Annotated in this window: 20 protein-coding genes; 14 read left to right on the plus strand and 6 right to left on the minus strand. The window is 60.9% G+C overall.

All coding sequences use genetic code 11. The annotated features are described in order from the left end of the window. Positions 1-65: 65 nt before the first annotated feature. Both PH552_RS31785 and PH552_RS31790 read left to right on the plus strand, forming a co-directional pair. Positions 66-818 (plus strand): SDR family oxidoreductase, encoded by a 753-nt coding sequence (locus PH552_RS31785; protein ID WP_113250723.1) that lies wholly within the window; start codon positions 66-68, stop codon positions 816-818. 242 nt (positions 819-1,060) lie between these two features. Beyond that, the gene (locus PH552_RS31790) at positions 1,061-2,173 is read left to right on the plus strand and encodes a pyridoxal phosphate-dependent aminotransferase (RefSeq protein WP_113250724.1); all 1,113 of its coding nucleotides are present in this window, start codon (positions 1,061-1,063) and stop codon (positions 2,171-2,173) included. Positions 2,174-2,304: 131 nt separating this feature from the next. On the opposite strand, the gene PH552_RS31795 is transcribed toward PH552_RS31790, so the two are convergent. Continuing rightward, complete coding sequence (locus PH552_RS31795; RefSeq protein WP_015339268.1) at positions 2,305-2,568, minus strand: sel1 repeat family protein; 264 nt, start codon at positions 2,566-2,568, stop codon at positions 2,305-2,307. Between the two features lie 467 nt (positions 2,569-3,035). Between PH552_RS31795 and PH552_RS31800 the strand changes: the two genes are divergently transcribed. From PH552_RS31800 to PH552_RS31810, 3 genes are all read left to right on the plus strand, one after another. After that, positions 3,036-3,374 (plus strand): DUF2147 domain-containing protein, encoded by a 339-nt coding sequence (locus PH552_RS31800; RefSeq protein WP_113250725.1) that lies wholly within the window; start codon positions 3,036-3,038, stop codon positions 3,372-3,374. Positions 3,375-3,576: 202 nt separating this feature from the next. Continuing rightward, complete coding sequence (locus tag PH552_RS31805) at positions 3,577-3,753, plus strand: hypothetical protein (protein ID WP_169644828.1); 177 nt, start codon at positions 3,577-3,579, stop codon at positions 3,751-3,753. Positions 3,754-3,873: 120 nt separating this feature from the next. Further along, complete coding sequence (locus PH552_RS31810; RefSeq protein ID WP_112342671.1) at positions 3,874-5,376, plus strand: AMP nucleosidase; 1,503 nt, start codon at positions 3,874-3,876, stop codon at positions 5,374-5,376. Between the two features lie 32 nt (positions 5,377-5,408). Here the strand turns inward: PH552_RS31810 and PH552_RS31815 are convergent, their stop codons facing one another. Beyond that, a complete protein-coding gene (locus tag PH552_RS31815) occupies positions 5,409-5,639 on the minus strand; it encodes a hypothetical protein (protein WP_113250726.1) in 231 nt (76 codons plus the stop codon). Between the two features lie 156 nt (positions 5,640-5,795). Between PH552_RS31815 and PH552_RS31820 the strand changes: the two genes are divergently transcribed. Genes PH552_RS31820 through PH552_RS31835 form a run of 4 tightly spaced genes read left to right on the plus strand, consistent with a single transcriptional unit; the run spans position 5,796 to position 8,179 of the window. Next, positions 5,796-6,155 carry a YciI family protein gene (locus PH552_RS31820; RefSeq protein ID WP_113250727.1) on the plus strand — a complete coding sequence of 120 codons (360 nt, stop codon included), beginning with the start codon at positions 5,796-5,798 and terminating at the stop codon, positions 6,153-6,155. A gap of 10 nt (positions 6,156-6,165) precedes the next feature. Beyond that, the gene (locus tag PH552_RS31825) at positions 6,166-6,528 is read left to right on the plus strand and encodes a YciI family protein (protein ID WP_112342668.1); all 363 of its coding nucleotides are present in this window, start codon (positions 6,166-6,168) and stop codon (positions 6,526-6,528) included. Positions 6,529-6,546: 18 nt separating this feature from the next. Then, positions 6,547-6,924 carry a YciI family protein gene (locus PH552_RS31830; RefSeq protein WP_112342667.1) on the plus strand — a complete coding sequence of 126 codons (378 nt, stop codon included), beginning with the start codon at positions 6,547-6,549 and terminating at the stop codon, positions 6,922-6,924. Positions 6,925-6,934: 10 nt separating this feature from the next. After that, entirely contained in the window at positions 6,935-8,179 is a 1,245-nt protein-coding gene (locus PH552_RS31835) for an RNA polymerase sigma factor (RefSeq protein ID WP_162737031.1), read from the plus strand. A gap of 16 nt (positions 8,180-8,195) precedes the next feature. Here PH552_RS31835 and PH552_RS31840 read toward each other — a convergent pair whose 3' ends face one another. Continuing rightward, positions 8,196-9,164 (minus strand): lysylphosphatidylglycerol synthase domain-containing protein, encoded by a 969-nt coding sequence (locus PH552_RS31840; RefSeq protein WP_113250729.1) that lies wholly within the window; start codon positions 9,162-9,164, stop codon positions 8,196-8,198. A 95-nt stretch (positions 9,165-9,259) separates the two neighbouring features. On the opposite strand from PH552_RS31840, the gene PH552_RS31845 reads away from it, so the two are divergent. Beyond that, positions 9,260-10,279 (plus strand): glycosyltransferase family 2 protein, encoded by a 1,020-nt coding sequence (locus PH552_RS31845; protein ID WP_181592366.1) that lies wholly within the window; start codon positions 9,260-9,262, stop codon positions 10,277-10,279. A 48-nt stretch (positions 10,280-10,327) separates the two neighbouring features. Beyond that, entirely contained in the window at positions 10,328-10,948 is a 621-nt protein-coding gene (locus tag PH552_RS31850; protein WP_113250730.1) for an NUDIX hydrolase, read from the plus strand. Here the strand turns inward: PH552_RS31850 and PH552_RS31855 are convergent, their stop codons facing one another. Beyond that, a complete protein-coding gene (locus tag PH552_RS31855) occupies positions 10,949-12,316 on the minus strand; it encodes an aspartate aminotransferase family protein (protein ID WP_113250731.1) in 1,368 nt (455 codons plus the stop codon). A gap of 145 nt (positions 12,317-12,461) precedes the next feature. Here PH552_RS31855 and PH552_RS31860 point away from each other — a divergent pair, with 145 nt between their 5' ends. Continuing rightward, positions 12,462-13,802, plus strand: coding sequence for a glutamine synthetase family protein (locus PH552_RS31860; RefSeq protein WP_113250732.1), 1,341 nt, complete (start codon positions 12,462-12,464; stop codon positions 13,800-13,802). A 5-nt stretch (positions 13,803-13,807) separates the two neighbouring features. Here PH552_RS31860 and PH552_RS31865 read toward each other — a convergent pair whose 3' ends face one another. Continuing rightward, positions 13,808-14,755 carry a diacylglycerol/lipid kinase family protein gene (locus tag PH552_RS31865; protein WP_113250733.1) on the minus strand — a complete coding sequence of 316 codons (948 nt, stop codon included), beginning with the start codon at positions 14,753-14,755 and terminating at the stop codon, positions 13,808-13,810. 320 nt (positions 14,756-15,075) lie between these two features. Here PH552_RS31865 and PH552_RS31870 point away from each other — a divergent pair, with 320 nt between their 5' ends. Continuing rightward, complete coding sequence (locus PH552_RS31870; protein WP_113250734.1) at positions 15,076-16,293, plus strand: MFS transporter; 1,218 nt, start codon at positions 15,076-15,078, stop codon at positions 16,291-16,293. Here the strand turns inward: PH552_RS31870 and PH552_RS31875 are convergent. Beyond that, complete coding sequence (locus PH552_RS31875; protein WP_112342658.1) at positions 16,258-16,662, minus strand: winged helix-turn-helix transcriptional regulator; 405 nt, start codon at positions 16,660-16,662, stop codon at positions 16,258-16,260. The two genes, PH552_RS31870 and PH552_RS31875, sit on opposite strands and share 36 nt — an antisense overlap. Positions 16,663-16,767: 105 nt before the next feature. On the opposite strand from PH552_RS31875, the gene PH552_RS31880 reads away from it, so the two are divergent. Beyond that, entirely contained in the window at positions 16,768-17,781 is a 1,014-nt protein-coding gene (locus tag PH552_RS31880; protein ID WP_113250735.1) for a zinc-binding alcohol dehydrogenase family protein, read from the plus strand. Positions 17,782-17,798: the final 17 nt, after the last annotated feature.

The raw sequence follows: 17,798 nt of genomic DNA on the forward strand, positions 1-17,798 counted from the left end.
TAGCATATATAAAGTCTCTCGCGCGGTCACTACCATGGCATCATTCCTTTTGTTTGGAGAGGCTCATGTCCACGATATTGATTACTGGTTGCTCGTCTGGTTTCGGCCTGGAGACCGCGAAACTGTTTTTCGAACGAGGGTGGCATGTCATCGCGACAATGCGCACGCCCAAACCCGAGCTGCTACCGGTTTCCGAACGCCTGCGTATTCTCGCGCTCGACGTCACCAATCCGGCAAGCATCGCGGACGCCGTGAAAGCTGCCGGTCCGATAGACGTGTTGGTCAACAATGCCGGTTTCGGAGCGCCCTCACCAATCGAGCTGACTGCGCCGGAGACGGTGCAGTCGCTGTTCCAGACAAATACGATCGGCACATTGGCGATGATTCAGGCCGTATTGCCCCAGATGCGTCAACGTCGGGCTGGAGTCATCGTCAACGTCACCTCCACGGTGACGGTCAAGACTCTGCCTGTGATTGGGATCTACCGGGCGAGCAAGGCAGCGGTGAACGCCTTCACCGAGTCCTTATCGGTAGAGATGGAGCCATTTGGCGTGCGGGTGCATATTGTCCTGCCAGGCCGGTCGCCGGAAACTCGCTTTGGGGAGAATGCGCGTCCACATTTGCGTGGCCTGGACGATCCGGATTATGCGCCCTTGATCCAGCAATTCATAAAGAATGTACAGGACGACACCGGCCCCGTGACCTATGCTCCCGACGTAGCGAAGGCAGTGTGGCGGGCAGCCACCGATCCATCCGCCCCGCTGCGCATTCCGGGCGGCGCGGATGCTGAACTCTGGATGGCCGAGGCAGGTTTGTAACCGGAATCGGCGGCAGCCAAAAAGCTGCTGCCGTTCCGATTCGGCCCTGCATTAGAGGGAACACGCAGCCGTCTGGCGAAGCGCGTTACTTCTGTTTCACGGATTATCGAACGGATGATCCTACATCGGTTGCGATGAGCACAAATGGCGCAATGCAAACGAACGGTTTTCCGCTCTTGCAACCACCCACCAAGCGCCTATTCTGCCGCACCCTGCAACCGAATTCGGGAAACAAAGCCAGCATGTCCGCCTTCTCGCGCTTCACGCCGCTGATCAGCGCCTTGCCCTCCACCGTTCCTTTCGTCGGCCCCGAGGCGCTGGAGCGTCAGCGCGGGTTGACGGTCAAAGCCCGTATCGGCGCCAATGAAAACGGCTTCGGGCCGGCGCCCTCCGTCATCGCTGCCATGCGCGAAAACGCCGGCGATATCTGGATGTATAACGATCCTGAAAATTTCGAGCTGAAGCAAGCACTGGCGGCGCATCTCGGCGTTCAATCCGCCAATATCGCCGTCGGCGAAGGGATCGACAGCCTGCTTGGCCTGATCGCGCGTATGGTGATCGAGCCGGGTACGCCCGTCGTCACCTCGCTCGGCGGCTATCCTACCTTCAATTTCCATGTCGCCGGGTTCGGCGGCCGCCTCGTCACCGTGCCCTATGTCGACGATCGCGAGGATCTCGATGGTTTGCTCGAGGCAGTGAAACGCGAGAAGGCGCCGCTCGTCTATTTCGCCAATCCCGACAATCCGATGGGAAGCTGGTGGGATGCCGACAAGATCGTCGCCTTTGCCCGTGCATTGCCTGACAACTGCCTGCTGATCCTCGACGAAGCCTATAGCGAAACCGGGCCGGCCAGCTCGCTTCCTGATATCTCAACCCTGATCGACCTGCCGAATGTCTTGCGCACCCGCACCTTCTCCAAGGCCTATGGCCTTGCCGGCGCCCGCGTCGGCTATGTCATCGGCGCGCCGGAGACCGTGCTGGCCTTCGACAAGATCCGCAATCACTTCGGCATGAACAGGCTCGCGACCGTGGCGGCGCTCGCCGCGCTGAAGGACCAGGCCTATCTTGCCGGAGTGGTCGGCAAGATCCGGGCTGCGCGCGAGGAGATCGGCACGATCGCCCGCGACAATGGGCTTTTGCCTCTCGCCTCCGCCACCAACTTCGTCGCCATCGATTGCGGCCGCGACGGCACTTATGCCCGCGCGATCGTCGACGGGCTGATCCAGCATGGCGTCTTCATCCGCATGCCCGGCGTAGCGCCGCTCAACCGCTGCATCCGCGTGAGCGTCGGCCCGAAACAAGATCTGGAGCTGCTTGCCGAAGCGTTGCCCAAAGTGTTGAAGGCGATCGGTTAAGCCCAAACGACGAAACCGCGCCTGCCTTGTCCCGGCCGGTCGCGGTTTTCATCGTTCGGCGGTTCGCCTCTCCCTCGTCCGCCGACATCCCCTCCCTCAAGGTCAGTACGTCGTATTCGGTTTGGCCCGCTTCAGTGCGTGGTCATCCATTCGCGGGCGGCGCGCAGCGCTGCTGCGAGCTGCATCTTGGTCAAGGTCGCGGCGACGTCGGCGCGAAGCTCAGCGGCGCGCTCGCTGCCACGGATGGCGGCGATATTCAACCATTTGTGGGCGGCAACGAGGTCTGCATTGCAGCCCCTGCCGGTCGCGTAGTTCACGCCCAGTTCGCAAAGGGCATCGGCGCTGTTACCACCCATCATGGCATTTCCAGACATCGGCGTTTCGAAGCGTGCCATTGCTATTATCCCTGTTTGACTTCTGTTCGTATCTGCCCTGTTTTCCGTCCGAACCTTGCCGTCATTCGCGGCTTTCCGGTTCTTCCGGCCGGCGGGTTTGCCCCGCTCGTTTGATGGCTTCACTATCGCAGACGGCTTTCAAAAAACGCCTAAAATGCATGATTAATTCGATGCAAACAAAGTGCAAATGCTTGGTAAACTTGAGATTTTGTTAAACATCGCTTCCCTTGCAAATTAAGGATTTTCGCGCAGGCTTAACCTTCCGTTAGGATTTGGATTTAAACCCTTCGTTCACTACAAAATCAGCGCAGTTCAACCCGATGCCTTGTTCTGATGATGCATGGATAGCCTGGAGACAGGAGATCTGCGTGCCAAAGACCGTATTTACCTTTACGTTCGCGTTAGATAATCTCGCCACGTTCCCGGCCATGGAGCCGGATGGCACCTTGGGGAGGAATAATAACATTATGATCCGTGCCACTATTCTTGCTGCCGCGCTGCTGCTGAGCGCGAGTGCGGCCTTTGCCGAGGAGCCGATCGTCGGCAACTGGAAAACAGTTGAGGGCGATACCGCCGCCATTGCACCTTGCTCTGACAGCTATTGCGTGACGCTGAAGACCGGCAAATATGCTGGCAAGCAGATCGGCAAGATGCAGGGCAAGGGCGGCAGCTATACGGGCGAGCTCACCGACCCTTCCGAAAACAAGACCTATAGCGGCTCCGGCACCGTGAGCGGCAACAGCGTCAAGATGAGGGGCTGCGTGCTCAAGATATTCTGCAAGTCGCAGACCTGGACGAGGTTGTAAAAAGGCGATTTCCTATCCGCCATACTATCGGCCCGCCCGCCGCTGGTCGGCGGGCCTGCTTCTATGTACCTGCGAACACATGCAGGCGACCATTCGAGACCGGTAATATTTCTGAACGCCGGATGAACCGGTATCTCAGCACCTGTTCAGCCTGACCATGGCAAAACAGTGTCCAGTATAGGGCACGGGTAGGGCCAAGGACATGGACTCGATCATCATGGCACGGCGTTTTGTCATCATCATGCTGTTTGCCGCCATCTTTGCATTCAGCTTCTCGGTTGCGGTCGAACACGCAGGCCGCAGCGGCGCACAATCGCATTTCGGCGCAAGCTTCACCTGCGTAGAGACCGGCGCGCCTTATTGCACCACGGTGCAATGACGAATGCCTGCGCGATGATCCCGCGCAGGCATCGAGGCGGCTGCAAAAAATAGCTGCGAGAATCCGGGCCACCTCCTGACACGTCGTTTGCTTGTTACCAACGACACTCTATAATGGCTCATGAGCAACAGAATCTCTTCTCTTTCACCTCTCGACATCTCCTCCCCCAGCCCGTTCCAGCCGCGGACCTTCGATGATCCGGGCAAAGCCGTCGAAGCGCTGACGGAGCTTTACGAGCGCAATACCGCGTTCCTGATCGACAGTTTCACCAAGCTCGCCAAGGGCGCGCCGATCACCGCGCGCTACCGCGCCTTCTATCCGCAGGTCAGCATCGAGACGACGAGCTTCGGCCATGTCGACTCGCGCCTCTCCTACGGCCATGTCACGGCGCCCGGCGTCTACACGACGACCATCACCCGCCCGCAACTCTTCAAGCATTATCTCAAGGAACAGCTGACGCTCCTGATGCGCAGCCACAATGTTCCGGTCGTCGTATCGGAATCGACGACGCCCATCCCGATTCATTTCGCCTTCGGCGAAGGCGCTCATGTGGAAGCAACCGCCAGTATTTTCGAAGACATTCCGCTGCGCGACCTCTTCGACACACCGGACTTGAACACCACGGACGACGAAATCGCCAACGGCGAATATATCCCGCCGCCGGGCGAGCCCTCGCCGCTTGCGCCATTTACCGCGCAGCGCATCGATTATTCGCTGGCCCGCCTCGTCCACTACACCGCGACCAGTGCGGCGCATTTCCAGAATTTCGTGCTGTTCACGAACTACCAGTTCTATATCGACGAATTCTGCAAATGGGCGCGCGACCTGATGGCGAGGGGCGGCGACGGCTATACCGAGTTCGTGGAACCGGGCAACATCATCACCAAGGCTGGCTCCAGCCAGCCCGAAGGCGATGTGGCCGCGCCGCGGCTGCCGCAAATGCCGGCCTACCATCTGAAGAAGAAGGGCCATGCCGGCATTACCATGATCAATATCGGCGTCGGTCCTTCCAACGCCAAGACGATCACCGACCACGTGGCCGTGCTGCGCCCGCATGCCTGGCTGATGCTCGGTCATTGCGCCGGCCTGCGCAACAGCCAGCGGCTCGGCGACTATGTGCTCGCGCACGCCTATATGCGCGAGGATCACGTTCTCGACGACGACCTGCCGGTCTGGGTGCCGATCCCGGCGCTCGCCGAAGTGCAGGTGGCGCTTGAAGCGGCCGTTGCCGAAATCACCGGCTATGAGGGCTTCGAGCTGAAGCGCATCATGCGCACGGGCACTGTCGGCACCATCGACAACCGCAACTGGGAACTGCGCGATCAGGCAGGCCCGGTGAAGCGGCTGTCCCAGGCCCGCGCTGTCGCGCTCGATATGGAATCGGCCACGATCGCCGCCAACGGCTTCCGCTTCCGTGTTCCCTACGGCACGCTGCTCTGCGTTTCGGACAAGCCGTTGCATGGCGAATTGAAGCTGCCCGGCATGGCGACGGCCTTCTATCGCACGCAGGTCAACCAGCATCTGCAGATTGGCATCCGCGCCATCCAGAAACTGGCCGCCATGCCACCGGAAGCATTGCATTCGCGCAAACTGCGCAGCTTCTTCGAAACTGCATTTCAGTAAGCCACGAGCCAGCAAGGCAATGGGGCGTCACCCTATTGCTTTTCTGCTGACACCGATTGCATCTGATAAGCGGCCGCGACCTGCGGCCGTTGGTCGTTGGGCGTTGCCCACAAATTCAGACCGAGGATCATCACGGCAAAAATGGCAAATCCGATCACCGTGCGGGCAATCACTTCGCCGGGATTTGACATTTGCAATAGCTCTTCGTCCGACAGGGTCTTCTTTTGCCAATGATAGATAAGGGCTGCTTCGAGGTTGTACATGTCCGTTTCTCCTTTTTGAGATGACGGAACTGGTCGACCGGGCTCGGGCTTTTTCGACAGCGCCGAAAATTTTTGTCATGCTGCGGATCGGGATGTCGATTTGCTTCGCGGCCGCTCGTCTATGGCTGTCAGCAAATTGAAAGAGGAGACGCTGCGATGAAATATCTCTGCCAGGTCTGGTTCGATGGCACGACGCTCGACGTCATGACCAAGGATGAAAAGCACAAGCTCGATTCGGATTCGCTCGGCTATGACCGTGACCTGATGGCGAGCGGCAATATGATCCATGCCGAAGCGCTGCAATCGCCAAGATCTGCGGTGACCGTACGGGTCCGCAATGGCGAGACGTCGGTGACGGATGGGCCTTTCATCGAAACCAAGGAGTATCTTGGCGGCTTCATCCTGATCGAGGCGAAGGATCTGAACGACGCGATCCGGATTGCCGCCGGCATTCCGCTCGCCAAGCTCGGCGCGATCGAGGTGCGGCCAATCCATAACTTCGGCCCTGACGTTTGAGGAGGTGCAGATGAAGTTCCTTTGCCAGGTGTGGTTCGATAGCGCTGAGATCGCCAAGCTTTCTGAAGAGGAAGGGCGAAAGCTGACGCAGGATTCGATCGATAACGACAACCGGCTGCGCGAGAGCGGCCATCTCCTCGTCGCCAATGCCCTGCGCGAGCCGGAGACCGCAAGGACGGTTCGGGTGCGCAAGGGTGATGCGATCGTCACGGACGGCCCTTTCGCCGAGATCAAGGAGCATCTCGGCGGTTTCGTGCTGATCGAAGCGCGGGACATGGAGGAAGCGACCGAAATCGCCGCCACTTTCCCCGTCGCGCGCTACGGCATGATCGAGGTTCGCGCCGCCTTCGACATCCGCTTTCCGGACGAATAGCCGCGGAGGAAAAGAGACATGCGGTTTCTATACCACATCTACACATCCGTCGATGTCGACGGACGATTGACGCCGAACGAAATGAACCATCTGATCGGCGAGCATTTCGTCTTTGACGAAGGCCTGCGGCGGGACGGCACGCTCATCGTTTCGGACGCGCTGGAGCTCCGAAACAAATCGATCGTCATTCGCCCCGACGGCGACACGTTTTCAGTGACCGACGGGCCGTTCGTCGAAACGAAGGAATATCTGGCCGGGTTCTATCTCATCGATGCCCCCGATCTGAATAGCGCGATCGATATAGCCAAGCGCATTCCCTCGGCGCGCTACGGCGCCATCGAGATTCGTCCAGTGCGTATCCTGACCCTTCGGGGGGACCTGGCGGAGGAAGGCTGATGCCGTGTCTCTGAACCAGACCATCGACAGCATCTATCGCAGCCATTCGCGCCGCGTGCTGGCAACGCTGATCCGTCTGCTCGGCGATTTCGACCGGGCCGAGGAAGCGCTCCACGACGCTTTCGCGGCAGCGGCGCAGCAATGGACGGAGGAGACGATCCCGGCCAATCCCTATGCCTGGCTGGTCTCCGCCGGTCGTTTCCGCGCCATCGATCATATCCGGCGCAGGACGCGCTTCGACGCGGCCCGCTCGGATATTACAGACAGCCTTTATCCGGAGGGAGAGGCGATGGAAATCGCCGAAAACGCAGAGATCGAAGACGACATGCTGCGGCTGATCTTCACTTGCTGCCATCCGCTTATCGCCTCCGAGGCGCGCATGGCGATGGCGCTGCGCGAGATCTGCGGGCTGACGACGGAGGAGATCGCCCATGCTTTCCTCATCCCGGCACCGACCGTCGCCCAACGTATCGTCCGCGCCAAGAACCGCATTCGCGACGCCAATATTCCTTATGAAGTACCCGGCAAGACGGAGCTGCCGGAGCGGCTGGCACAGGTGCTGCATGTCATCTATCTCGTCTTCAACGAGGGCTATTCGGCATCGTCAGGTGCGGCGATCATCCGCGCCGACCTTGCAGCCGAAGCCATCCGGCTGGGCAGGCTCCTGCTGCAGCTGTTGCCGGATCCGGAGGTCGAAGGGTTGCTTGCGATCATGCTGCTGCAGGATTCGCGGCGGCATGCTCGCACCAATGCCGCAGGCGATCTGGTGCTGCTTGTCGATCAGGATCGCGCGCTCTGGGATCACAGCCAGATCAGCGAGGGCCTGACACTGTCGGCAAGAGCGATGGCGGCCGAAAGCGTCGGCAGCTATGCGCTGCAGGCCGCGATCGCGGCGGAGCATGCCCGCGCCAGAACCACTGCTGATACCGACTGGCGAAAGCTCGTGACGCTCTACGACCTGCTGCTGACGGCGAGCCCCTCCCCGGTGATCGAGCTCAATCGTGCAGTCGCCGTCTCCATGTGCGACGGTCCGGCGGCGGCACTCGCCATCGTCGATGGGCTGCTGCAGGAGGAACGAATGGCGCGGTATCATCTCACTCATGCGGCGAAAGCGGATTTCCTGCGCCAGCTTGGCCGGACGGACGAGGCGCGGCAATCTTACCAAACGGCGCTTTCGCTATGTCAGCAAACGCCTGAGCAGGCCTTCCTGCGCAAGCGTTTGGCTGAGCTTGACGATAAGACGACTCGACATTGAAGCGCGTCGCAACCCTTCAGAGCGCGGTCGCGCGTTTGCGCGAAACAAGCAATCCGATCGCGGTTCCCGTCAGCGCTGAGACGACGATCAGCAGATGCGCATTGATGCTGGCCTGGGCGAGATTTTCGATCGCCGCCTTCTCGCCCGAGGCACCGAAGGCCATGGCTCCGGCGGTAATGCCGGCCGGATAGGTGCCCACGCCTCCGGGTGCATGCACCGGCAGAACGGAGGACAGTTCACCGCCGAGCGCGCCGCCGAAGCTTGCTGAAAGTGGCGTGACGTTCATAAGGCCGAGCGCCCAGGCGAGCACCACGACCTTCACCAGCCAATTGACCACCGTCGTCAACCAGGCGCGCGCAAAGGCTTGTGCATCGACCGGCAGGCCGCGTTCCAGCTCGTGCACCAGCCCTTGCGCCTTTTTCGGGAAGATGCGGGCGGCAAGGCGGATAAGCGGCCGGCGGGAGGCAAAGCCTACGACCGGCAGGAGCAGGAAAACCACCCATGCGATCCAGGCCAGAACGCGATAAGGCGAGGCAAGTGCAAGGCCGACACCGGCGGCAGCCAGCAGTGCATGCAGGTCGAGCAGCCGCATGACGAACAGCGCCGAGGTGCCGCGGGCCAGCGGGATGCCGAATTCGGACCGCATCAGCACCGGGAAGCTGGTCTCTCCGGTGCGGAAGGGCATCATGATATTAAGCAGATTATGGACCTGCGTGACGCGGAACAGCGCTGCGAAATGACCCGAGGTTTCCTTCGGGAAATAATCGTAGATGCGCCAGGTGCGCAGGAAATAGGTGCCTGTCAGGAGCGCCAGTGCCAGAAGGATCGGCAGGGCGCCGACATTGCCCCATTGTGCCAGGATCGATGTCCAGCCCCAGAACCATTCGATGAAGGCCGCATAAGCAAGAACGACCGCGAGCGTCAGTAGCGTCATTCGGTTGCGAATAAACCAATTCTGTCGGCTGGCAACCGTCGGAGTCTTCATGTAGTTAGGGCACCCAAAGGCGAGCGGAGGCTGAAACCGGACTTCTCGCTCGTTTCGTCCGGCAGGTACTGCCGGTCTTTTAGGAGAAAGAAGTGTTGCAGACAACGGCAGAGTCGACCCTCCCCCAGGCCGATCCGGCAAGCCCTCTCGAGCTTTCGCTGGTCGTACCCGTCTTCAACGAGGAAGAAAGCGTCGGACCGCTGATCGAGCGCATCAGCTCCGCCATGCGTGGATTTGGCAAGTCCTGGGAACTGATCCTGGTCGATGATGGCAGCACCGACGCGACACTCGTCAATGCCCGCCGGTCGCTTTCGCAAGAAGGGCTGACGCTGCGCATCGTCGAGCTCCAGCGCAATTTCGGCCAGACGGCCGCCATGCAGGCTGGCATCGATGCGGCGAGCGGCCGCTTGATCGCCACCATGGATGGCGATCTGCAGAACGACCCGAAAGACATTCCTTCCATGGTCGAGGAACTGGAGCGGCGGCAGCTCGACCTGCTGGTCGGCTGGCGCAAGAACCGGCAGGATGGGCTTCTGCTGCGTAAGATTCCTTCCTGGTGCGCCAATTACCTGATCGGCCGCATCACCGGCGTCAAGCTGCATGATTATGGCTGCAGCCTGAAGATCTATCGCTCCTCCATCATCAAGCAGGTCAAGCTGATGGGCGAGATGCACCGTTTCATCCCCGCCTGGGTCGCCGGCGTCGTGCCGAGCTCGCGGATCGGCGAAGTCCCGGTCACGCACCATGCCCGCCAGCACGGCACGTCGAAATACGGGATTTCCCGCACCTTCCGCGTCATCCTCGATCTTTTGTCGGTGATGTTCTTCATGCGCTACAAGGCTCGGCCGGGGCACTTCTTCGGTTCGCTCGGTCTCGGCCTCGGCGCGCTCGCCGCCCTGGTCCTGCTTTGGCTCTTTGTCGATAAATTCATCTTCGGCGACGATATCGGCAGCCGTCCGCTGCTGATGGTCGGCGTCGTGCTGCTCCTGTCGTCGGTGCAGATGATCACGACAGGCATCCTCGCCGAAATGATCGCCCGCATCTATTATCGCGACGATCTCTCGCCGAACTATATCGTGCGCAAGATCTTCGATCGAGATCATCAGGACGCCTAGGTATCTCGCCTATGCACGGGCCTATCCGCAACGAGAGCTGAACCGCGCATGAGCTCGGAAGACGATATCGCAAGCCTGCTGTCCGACACCGCGGATCTTCCGTCCTGGCGGACGACGAACTCGACGCGTCTGGTTCATGATCGTTGGTTGAAGGTCCGCGCCGATGACTGCGTGACGGCCGACGGCGTGGAGATTGCGCCCTATTACGTGCTGGAATATCCCGATTGGGTCGGGATCATCGCGCTCGATGCCGAGGACCATATCTACCTCGTCCAGCAGTATCGCCACGCGCTTGGCGTCGTGGCGCTCGAGCTTCCCGGCGGGGCCGTGGATGCGACCGACGCGAGCCCGGTCGAGGCCGCAGCGCGCGAGCTGCGCGAGGAAACCGGCCTTTCATCCTCCGATTGGGAATATGTCGGCAAGCTTGCGCCCAATCCGGCCACGCATACCAATCTCTCCCATATCGTCATTGCCCGCAATGTCGAGCTTGCCACCAAACCAGCGGAAGACCCCACCGAGCGCATCCGCCTGATCCGCATGCCGATCCGGCGGGCGATAGAGCTGGCGCTGGAAGGCAAGATGATCCAGGTCATCCATGTTGCGGCGCTGACGCTTGCCCTTCACAAGGCGGGAAAGTGGGAAGTGCCAGCACCGGCGTTCAGGCCCTGATTACGATTTCACTTCCGCCCAGACGGCGTCGAGAGCGGCGCGCGCGATGCGTACCATGGCATCCACTTCCTCGTGGCTGATAACCAGCGGCGGCGAGGCCAGCATGCGGTCGCCGGTGGCGCGCAGCACCAAGCCGTTCGCCAGAGCATGGTTGCGAACGGCCGAGCCGATCGCATCCGGCTTTTCGAAGCGGCGGCGTGTGGATTTATCGGCGGCGAGCTGCAGGCCGCCCATGAGGCCGATGCTGACGGCCTCGCCGACCATGTCGTGATCGGCAAGACTGCCCCAAGCCTTGGCGAAATAGGGACCGATATCGTCGCGCACACGCTCGACCAGTCTTTCCTCCTCGATGATCCTCAAGTTTTCGAGGGCGGCAGCCGCGCAGACAGGGTGGCCGGAATAGGTGAAGCCGTGGTTGAATTCGCCGACTTCGTTGATAAGCACATCAGCGATACGGTCGCTGACAAGCACGCCGCCGATCGGCAGATAGCCTGACGACAGCCCCTTGGCGATCGGCGCGAGATCGGGCTCGACGCCGAAATGCTGATGGCCGAACCATGCGCCGAGGCGGCCGAAGCCGCAGATCACCTCGTCGCAGACCAGCAGGATGTTCCTTGCCTTGCAGATGCGTGCGATCTCCGGCCAATAGGTCGATGGCGGAATGATGACGCCGCCGGCGCCCTGCACCGGCTCGGCGACGAAGGCCGCCACGTTATCCTCGCCCAGCTCATCAATCTTGGCTTCAAGCTCACGAGCCATCTTCAGACCGAATTCCTCCGGCGAGAGATCGCCGCCCTCGACATACCAATAGGGCTGGCCGATATGGACGACACCCGGAATCGGCAGATCGCCCTGCTCGTGCATGTATTTCATGCCGCCCATGCTGGCGCCGGCGACCGTCGAGCCGTGATAGCCGTTCTTGCGCGCGATGATGGTCTTCTTCGTCGGCTTGCCCACAGCAGCCCAGTAGACCCTTGCCATGCGGAACCAGGTGTCGTTTGCCTCGGAGCCGGAATTGGTGAAGAAGACATGGTTGAACTGCGGTCCGGCATGGGCGCAGACCTTCTCGGCAAGAAGCGTCGCCGGCGTCGTCGTGGTGCCGAAGAAGGTGTTATAATAAGGCAGCTCATTCATCTGCCTGGCAACAGCATCAGCGATTTCAGTGCGGCCGTAGCCGATGTTCACGCACCAGAGGCCGGCAAAGCCATCCAGATACTTCCGCCCTTCCGCATCGAAAATATAGACGCCCTCGCCGCGCTGGATGACGCGTGCACCGTCTACGTTCAGCTTCTTCATGTCCGCGAAGGGATGAAGGTGATGAGCAGCATCGAGGGCGGCGAGATTGGAGCGGCTTGGCGTATCGGACATGCTTATTTCGAACCCTCTTTGAATTGGTATTTGTCAGGCGAGTCCACCGACACCGCGACGACGTGCAGGCCGCAACGCAGCCACACTTGACTGAAAGCTATCTTGGTTTACGACCATGCCGTGAGCATTGGGGATTTACAAGAGCATGGCGGCCGACAACGCAACCGAAGGTAACGCGCGCATCGAAGTGCTGATCTCGGACATGAACGGCCGGCTGCGCGGCAAGCAGATCCCGATTGCGGCCGAAAAGAAGGTCTGGTCCGGCGCCGTGCGGCTGCCGACCTCGACGCAATCGCTCGACATTTGGGGTTACGACAATGACGAGATTACCGGATTGTCGATGACGATCGGAGATCCCGATGGAACCTGTGTTGCAGACGAGCGCACGCTGGCTGACATGCCCTGGGCGCCGCAGGGATCGAAGCAGGTACTCGCCACCATGCACGAGCTCGATGGCAGTCCGAGCTTTCAGGATCCACGCGCTATTCTTTCGTCCGTTGTCGATCGCTATAAGGCGCTTGGATTGACGCCCGTCATCGCGACCGAGCTGGAATTCTATCTGCTTGCCGGAGACTGGCGCGACAGAGGCATTCCCTCGCCGCCGCCGGCCCTGACCTACCGGGGCGAACCGAACGGCTTTCAGCTCTACGACATGGATGCCGTCGATCTCCTCGACGATTATCTCGAAACGCTGCGCGCCTATGCGCGGGCTCAAGGATTGCCGGCGGATGCGACGACGGCGGAATTCGGCCCGGGCCAGTTCGAGGTCAACCTGCTGCACCGCCCGGATGCGCTGGCCGCTGCCGATGACTGCATCATGCTGAAGCGCGTGGCCGAGCAGGCGGCGCGCAAGCATGGCCTGAAATCGACCTGCATGGCCAAGCCCTATACGGATCACGCCGGTTCCGGGCTGCATGTGCATGCCAGCATCATCGACGTTCAAGGCCGCAACGTCCTCGATGCGGCCGGCGGCGAGCCGAAGAGACTGAAATCGATCTGCGCGGGTCTCTTGCAGACGCTGCAGGATGCGCAGTTGATCTTTGCACCCTATGCCAATTCCTATCGCCGGTTCCAGCCGGGCTCGTTTGCACCTGTCGATCTGACCTGGGGCCTCGGCCATCGCGGCACGGCCGTGCGCATTCCAGAGAAGGATGGGCCGGGTGCGCGCATCGAGCATCGCGTCGCGGGCGCCGACGCCAATCCCTATCTGATGCTGGCGGCAATCCTGGGCGGCATGCTGCTCGGCCTGCAGAACGACCTCGATCCCGGCGAGGAGACGACGCCGGCTTATGTGCCGGCCGATGCGCCCAAGCTGACGCATGATTTCCTGACGGCCGTCGAGCGCTTCCGAGGGTCAGCCTTCGTTGCCGATATTTTCGGTGAGCGGTATCAGAAACTCTACGGCGAGACGAAGCATAAGGAAGCGCTCAGCCACCTGCGCACGGTTTCCGATTTCGATTATAGGACCTACCTGCCCCGCCTCTGAATGTGTCAGATGGCGACGCTGTCGACGGCGCCCTCGCGCGCAATGCTGGCGGCTGTCCCCTCTCGGACCATCACCTTGAGCTCGCCGGGATGCACCTTGAGCGTAACGTCGCGCTCAAGCGGTAAAAGCTCGCCATCCATGACGCAGTTGGCGAGCTGGCGCAGCTTCGGGAAATGCAGATGCACCTCCGGCGCATGCATGACCATAACATCGGCATTCTCGCGAACCCGGCCGCGCAGCATGTCGATGGCAAGCCGGGCGACGCCGAGCGGCCGAAGGGGCTTTGCGGTATAGAAGCCCAGTTCACCGCTGCGCAGGCTGTCGGCATAAAGCAACGCATTGGCACCGAAAGGGTTGTTGGAGACGGAGATCGCTGAGACATGGCGGCGCTCGCGAATACCGCCGGCTTCGAAGTCGACATCGAATTCCGGCGGGTTGGCGATGACGCCGAAGGCGGCGCGGGCGCTGGCCGACATTTTTCCGAAGCGGGAGCGATAGGTGTAGCCATTGCGGTAGCGCACCATGCGCGCATGTAGACCGGCCGAGAACTGATGCACGAAGGCGCGGCCATTGGCGCTGCCGATATCGACATTGTCGACCTCGCCTGTCGCGAGCACGCCCAACGTCTGCCATATGTCGAGCGGCAACCGCAGCGAACGGGCAAAGAGGTTCATGGTGCCGGCCGGAATGACGCCGAGGGCGACACCGTTCTTCCAGGCGATGGCGGCAGCTGCCGAAATCGTACCATCGCCGCCGCCGGCGACAATGCCGTCGATATCGTCGCGCCGTGCCGCGCGCTCCATCGCCGAGACGATGTTGCGCCCCTCCACGACCACAGCTTCGAAATCATGACCGGCGTCGCGGAAGACCTGTTCCGCTTTCTTTTCATAGGCAGCCATGTCAGTCGTGCGGAAAGTGCCGCCATCGCGATTGAAAAAGCCGATCAGTTTCATGGGGCTCTCGGTTTTCCGAAAAGTTTTACTTCAATAAAGGGCTAAGAAGCCCCGTGCGCTCTTTCACAAATGGTTCCGGATGAAGCGATTTCAAGAATCGCTGCCTTTGCCCGGGTTGTGCAACGCGCACTTATGCATGATACGACATGCTGCACTGCAATAAATGCACGCGACAGAAGTACCGGCGTCATCGATATTGTCGCGCGAGGCATGTCCGTGCCGTTCCAGTTCCTTATTCGTCCTGATGCACTGAGCGCCGAATGTGGGGTTCGCTGCCTGATCGCGGCGCCCCGTCTTGGTGTGTCGCCCAAGGAGTTTCCGTGAGCGATATTTCCGTCGAGGCTCTCGATAGCCAGACCATCCTCGAAGCGCCATCTCGCGCTGCCATTGCGCTGGTGACCTTAGCGCTGGCCGTCGGCAGCTTCGGCATCGGCACTGGCGAATTCGTCATCATGGGACTTCTGCCCAACGTCGCCGACACCTTTGGCGTCACCACGCCGGAAGCAGGCCACGTGATCAGCGCCTATGCGCTCGGCGTCGTCGTCGGTGCGCCTGTTATCGCCGTGCTTGCCGCCAAGATGGCGCGCCGCACGCTGCTCCTCTTGATGATGGCGATCTTTGCCGCCGGCAATATTTCCAGCGCCTTTGCGCCGACTTTCGAAAGCTTCACGGCGCTGCGTTTCATCACCGGCCTGCCGCATGGCGCCTATTTCGGCGTCGCGGCGCTCGTCGCCGCCTCGATGGTGCCGGTCCATCGCCGCGTGCGCGCCGTCGGCCAGGTCATGCTTGGTCTCACGATCGCGACGCTCATCGGCACGCCGATCGCCACCTTCCTCGGCCAGCTGCTCGAATGGCGGGCTGCTTTCATGATGGTCGGTGCTATCGGCCTCGCCACCATGTTGCTCATCGCCCTCTTCCTGCCGAAGGACAGGGTCGAGGAAGGCGCCAGCATCACGCGTGAGCTCGGCGCGCTGAAGCGCATCCAGGTCTGGCTTTCGCTTGGAGTCGCCGCCGTCGGCTTCGGCGGCATGTTCTCGATCTTCAGCTATGTCGCCACGACGACCACAGAGGTCGCCGGCCTCGGCACTGCCATGGTGCCGGTCGTGCTTGCGCTCTTCGGCATCGGCATGAATGTCGGCAACATCGTCGGTTCGCGCCTTGGCGACATCTCGATCAAGGGCACGATCGGCGGCATGATGATCTTTAACATCGTCATCATGACGCTCTTCTCGCTGACGGCGGCTAATCCGATCATGCTCTGCATCTGCGTCTTCCTGATCGGCTGCGGCTTTGCCGCCTGCCCGGCCGTACAGACGCGCCTCATGGATGTGGCTGCCGACGCACAGACGCTGGCCGCCGCCTCCAATCACTCTGCCTTCAACATCGCCAATGCGCTCGGCGCCTGGCTCGGCGGCCTGGTGATATCCTGGGGCTTTACGGCGGCTGCCACCGGCTATGTCGGTGCGGTGCTTTCCGTTGCCGGTCTTGCCGTCTTTGCCGTTTCAGTTGGCCTGGAGCGCCGCACCGGGCGCGCATGACGTCCCTGGGGCGCCCAGCTGCTGGCGCCCGTCACGACAAAATACATTCTCCTCGCCCCAGACGGCCATTGCGTTGATGATCGGCCCGAGGCTGGCGCCAAGCGGCGTCAGCGCATAATCCACGCGTGGCGGCACGACCGGAAAGACGGTGCGCGATAGCAGCCCGGATTCTTCCAATTCCCGTAATTGCTTGGTCAGCATGCGCTGCGTCACCGACGGCAGCTTGCGGCGGATTTCGTTGAAGCGCAGCGTTCCCTCCATCAGGTGAAACAGGATCACGCCCTTCCATTTGCCGTCGAGCACGCTCAGCGTCGCCTCGACCGGGCATCCGGGAAAATTCCTGACAAGCTTGGAACGGGGAACCGACATTTGACAGTATCCTTTTTGTACCTACGTACAGAAATTGTGCATTCTTGCGCCCTTTGAGGATAATGCGCATCTAGCCTCTGTGCAACCAACCCAGGAGCTTCTCCCATGCGCGCAGTCGCCTATAAGCAACCACAGCCCATTTCCGCAGAGACATCCCTGATCGACATCGAGTTGCCGACGCCCGAGGCAAAGGGTCATGATCTGCTCGTCGAAGTAAAGGCCGTTTCCGTCAATCCGGTCGATGTCAAGGTCCGTGCCAATGTCGCGCCGCCCGAAGGCGCATACAAGATCGTCGGCTGGGATGCCGCCGGTATCGTAAAGGCGGTTGGCCCTGACGTCACCATGTTCAAGCCTGGAGACGAGGTCTTCTATGCGGGCTCCATCAGTCGCGATGGATCGAATGCCGAATTCCAGCTTGTCGACGAGCGCATCGTCGGCGCCAAGCCGAAAAGCCTCGATTTCGCCGCCGCTGCCGCTTTACCGCTGACATCGATCACTGCCTATGAAACGCTGTTCGACCGGCTGAAGGTACAGGATCCGGTTCCTGGCTCCGCCAATGCCATTCTCGTCATCGGCGGAGCCGGCGGGGTTGGATCAATCACCATCCAGATTGCACGCGCGCTGACCGATCTCACCATTGTCGCCACGGCATCGCGACCCGAAACGCAGGCCTGGGTGAAGGAATTGGGCGCCCATCACGTCGTCGACCATTCGAAGCCGCTTGCGCCGCAGATCGAGGCGCTCGGCATCGGCGCACCGGCCTTCGTCTTCTCGACGACGAACACGTCAGATCATATCGGCTCGATCATCGAGGCTATCGCGCCCCAAGGCCGATTCGCGCTGATCGACGACCCGAAAACGCTCGATGTGGTACCCTTCAAGCGCAAGGCGGTATCGACTCATTGGGAACTGATGTTCACCCGTCCCCTCTTCCACACCGCCGATATGATCGAGCAGCACAAGCTGCTGACGAAGATCGCCGAACTGGTGGATGCCGGCAAGATCAGGTCGACGCTGACCGAGACCGCGGGCACGATCAACGCAGCCAATCTCAAGAAGGCGCATGCCCTCGTCGAGACCGGCAAGATGAAGGGCAAGGTCGTTCTGGCCGGCTTCTGAGCGACCAATATTCGCGA

Source organism: Rhizobium aureum (assembly GCF_030182495.1).
Lineage (GTDB): Bacteria > Pseudomonadota > Alphaproteobacteria > Rhizobiales > Rhizobiaceae > Rhizobium > Rhizobium tropici_C.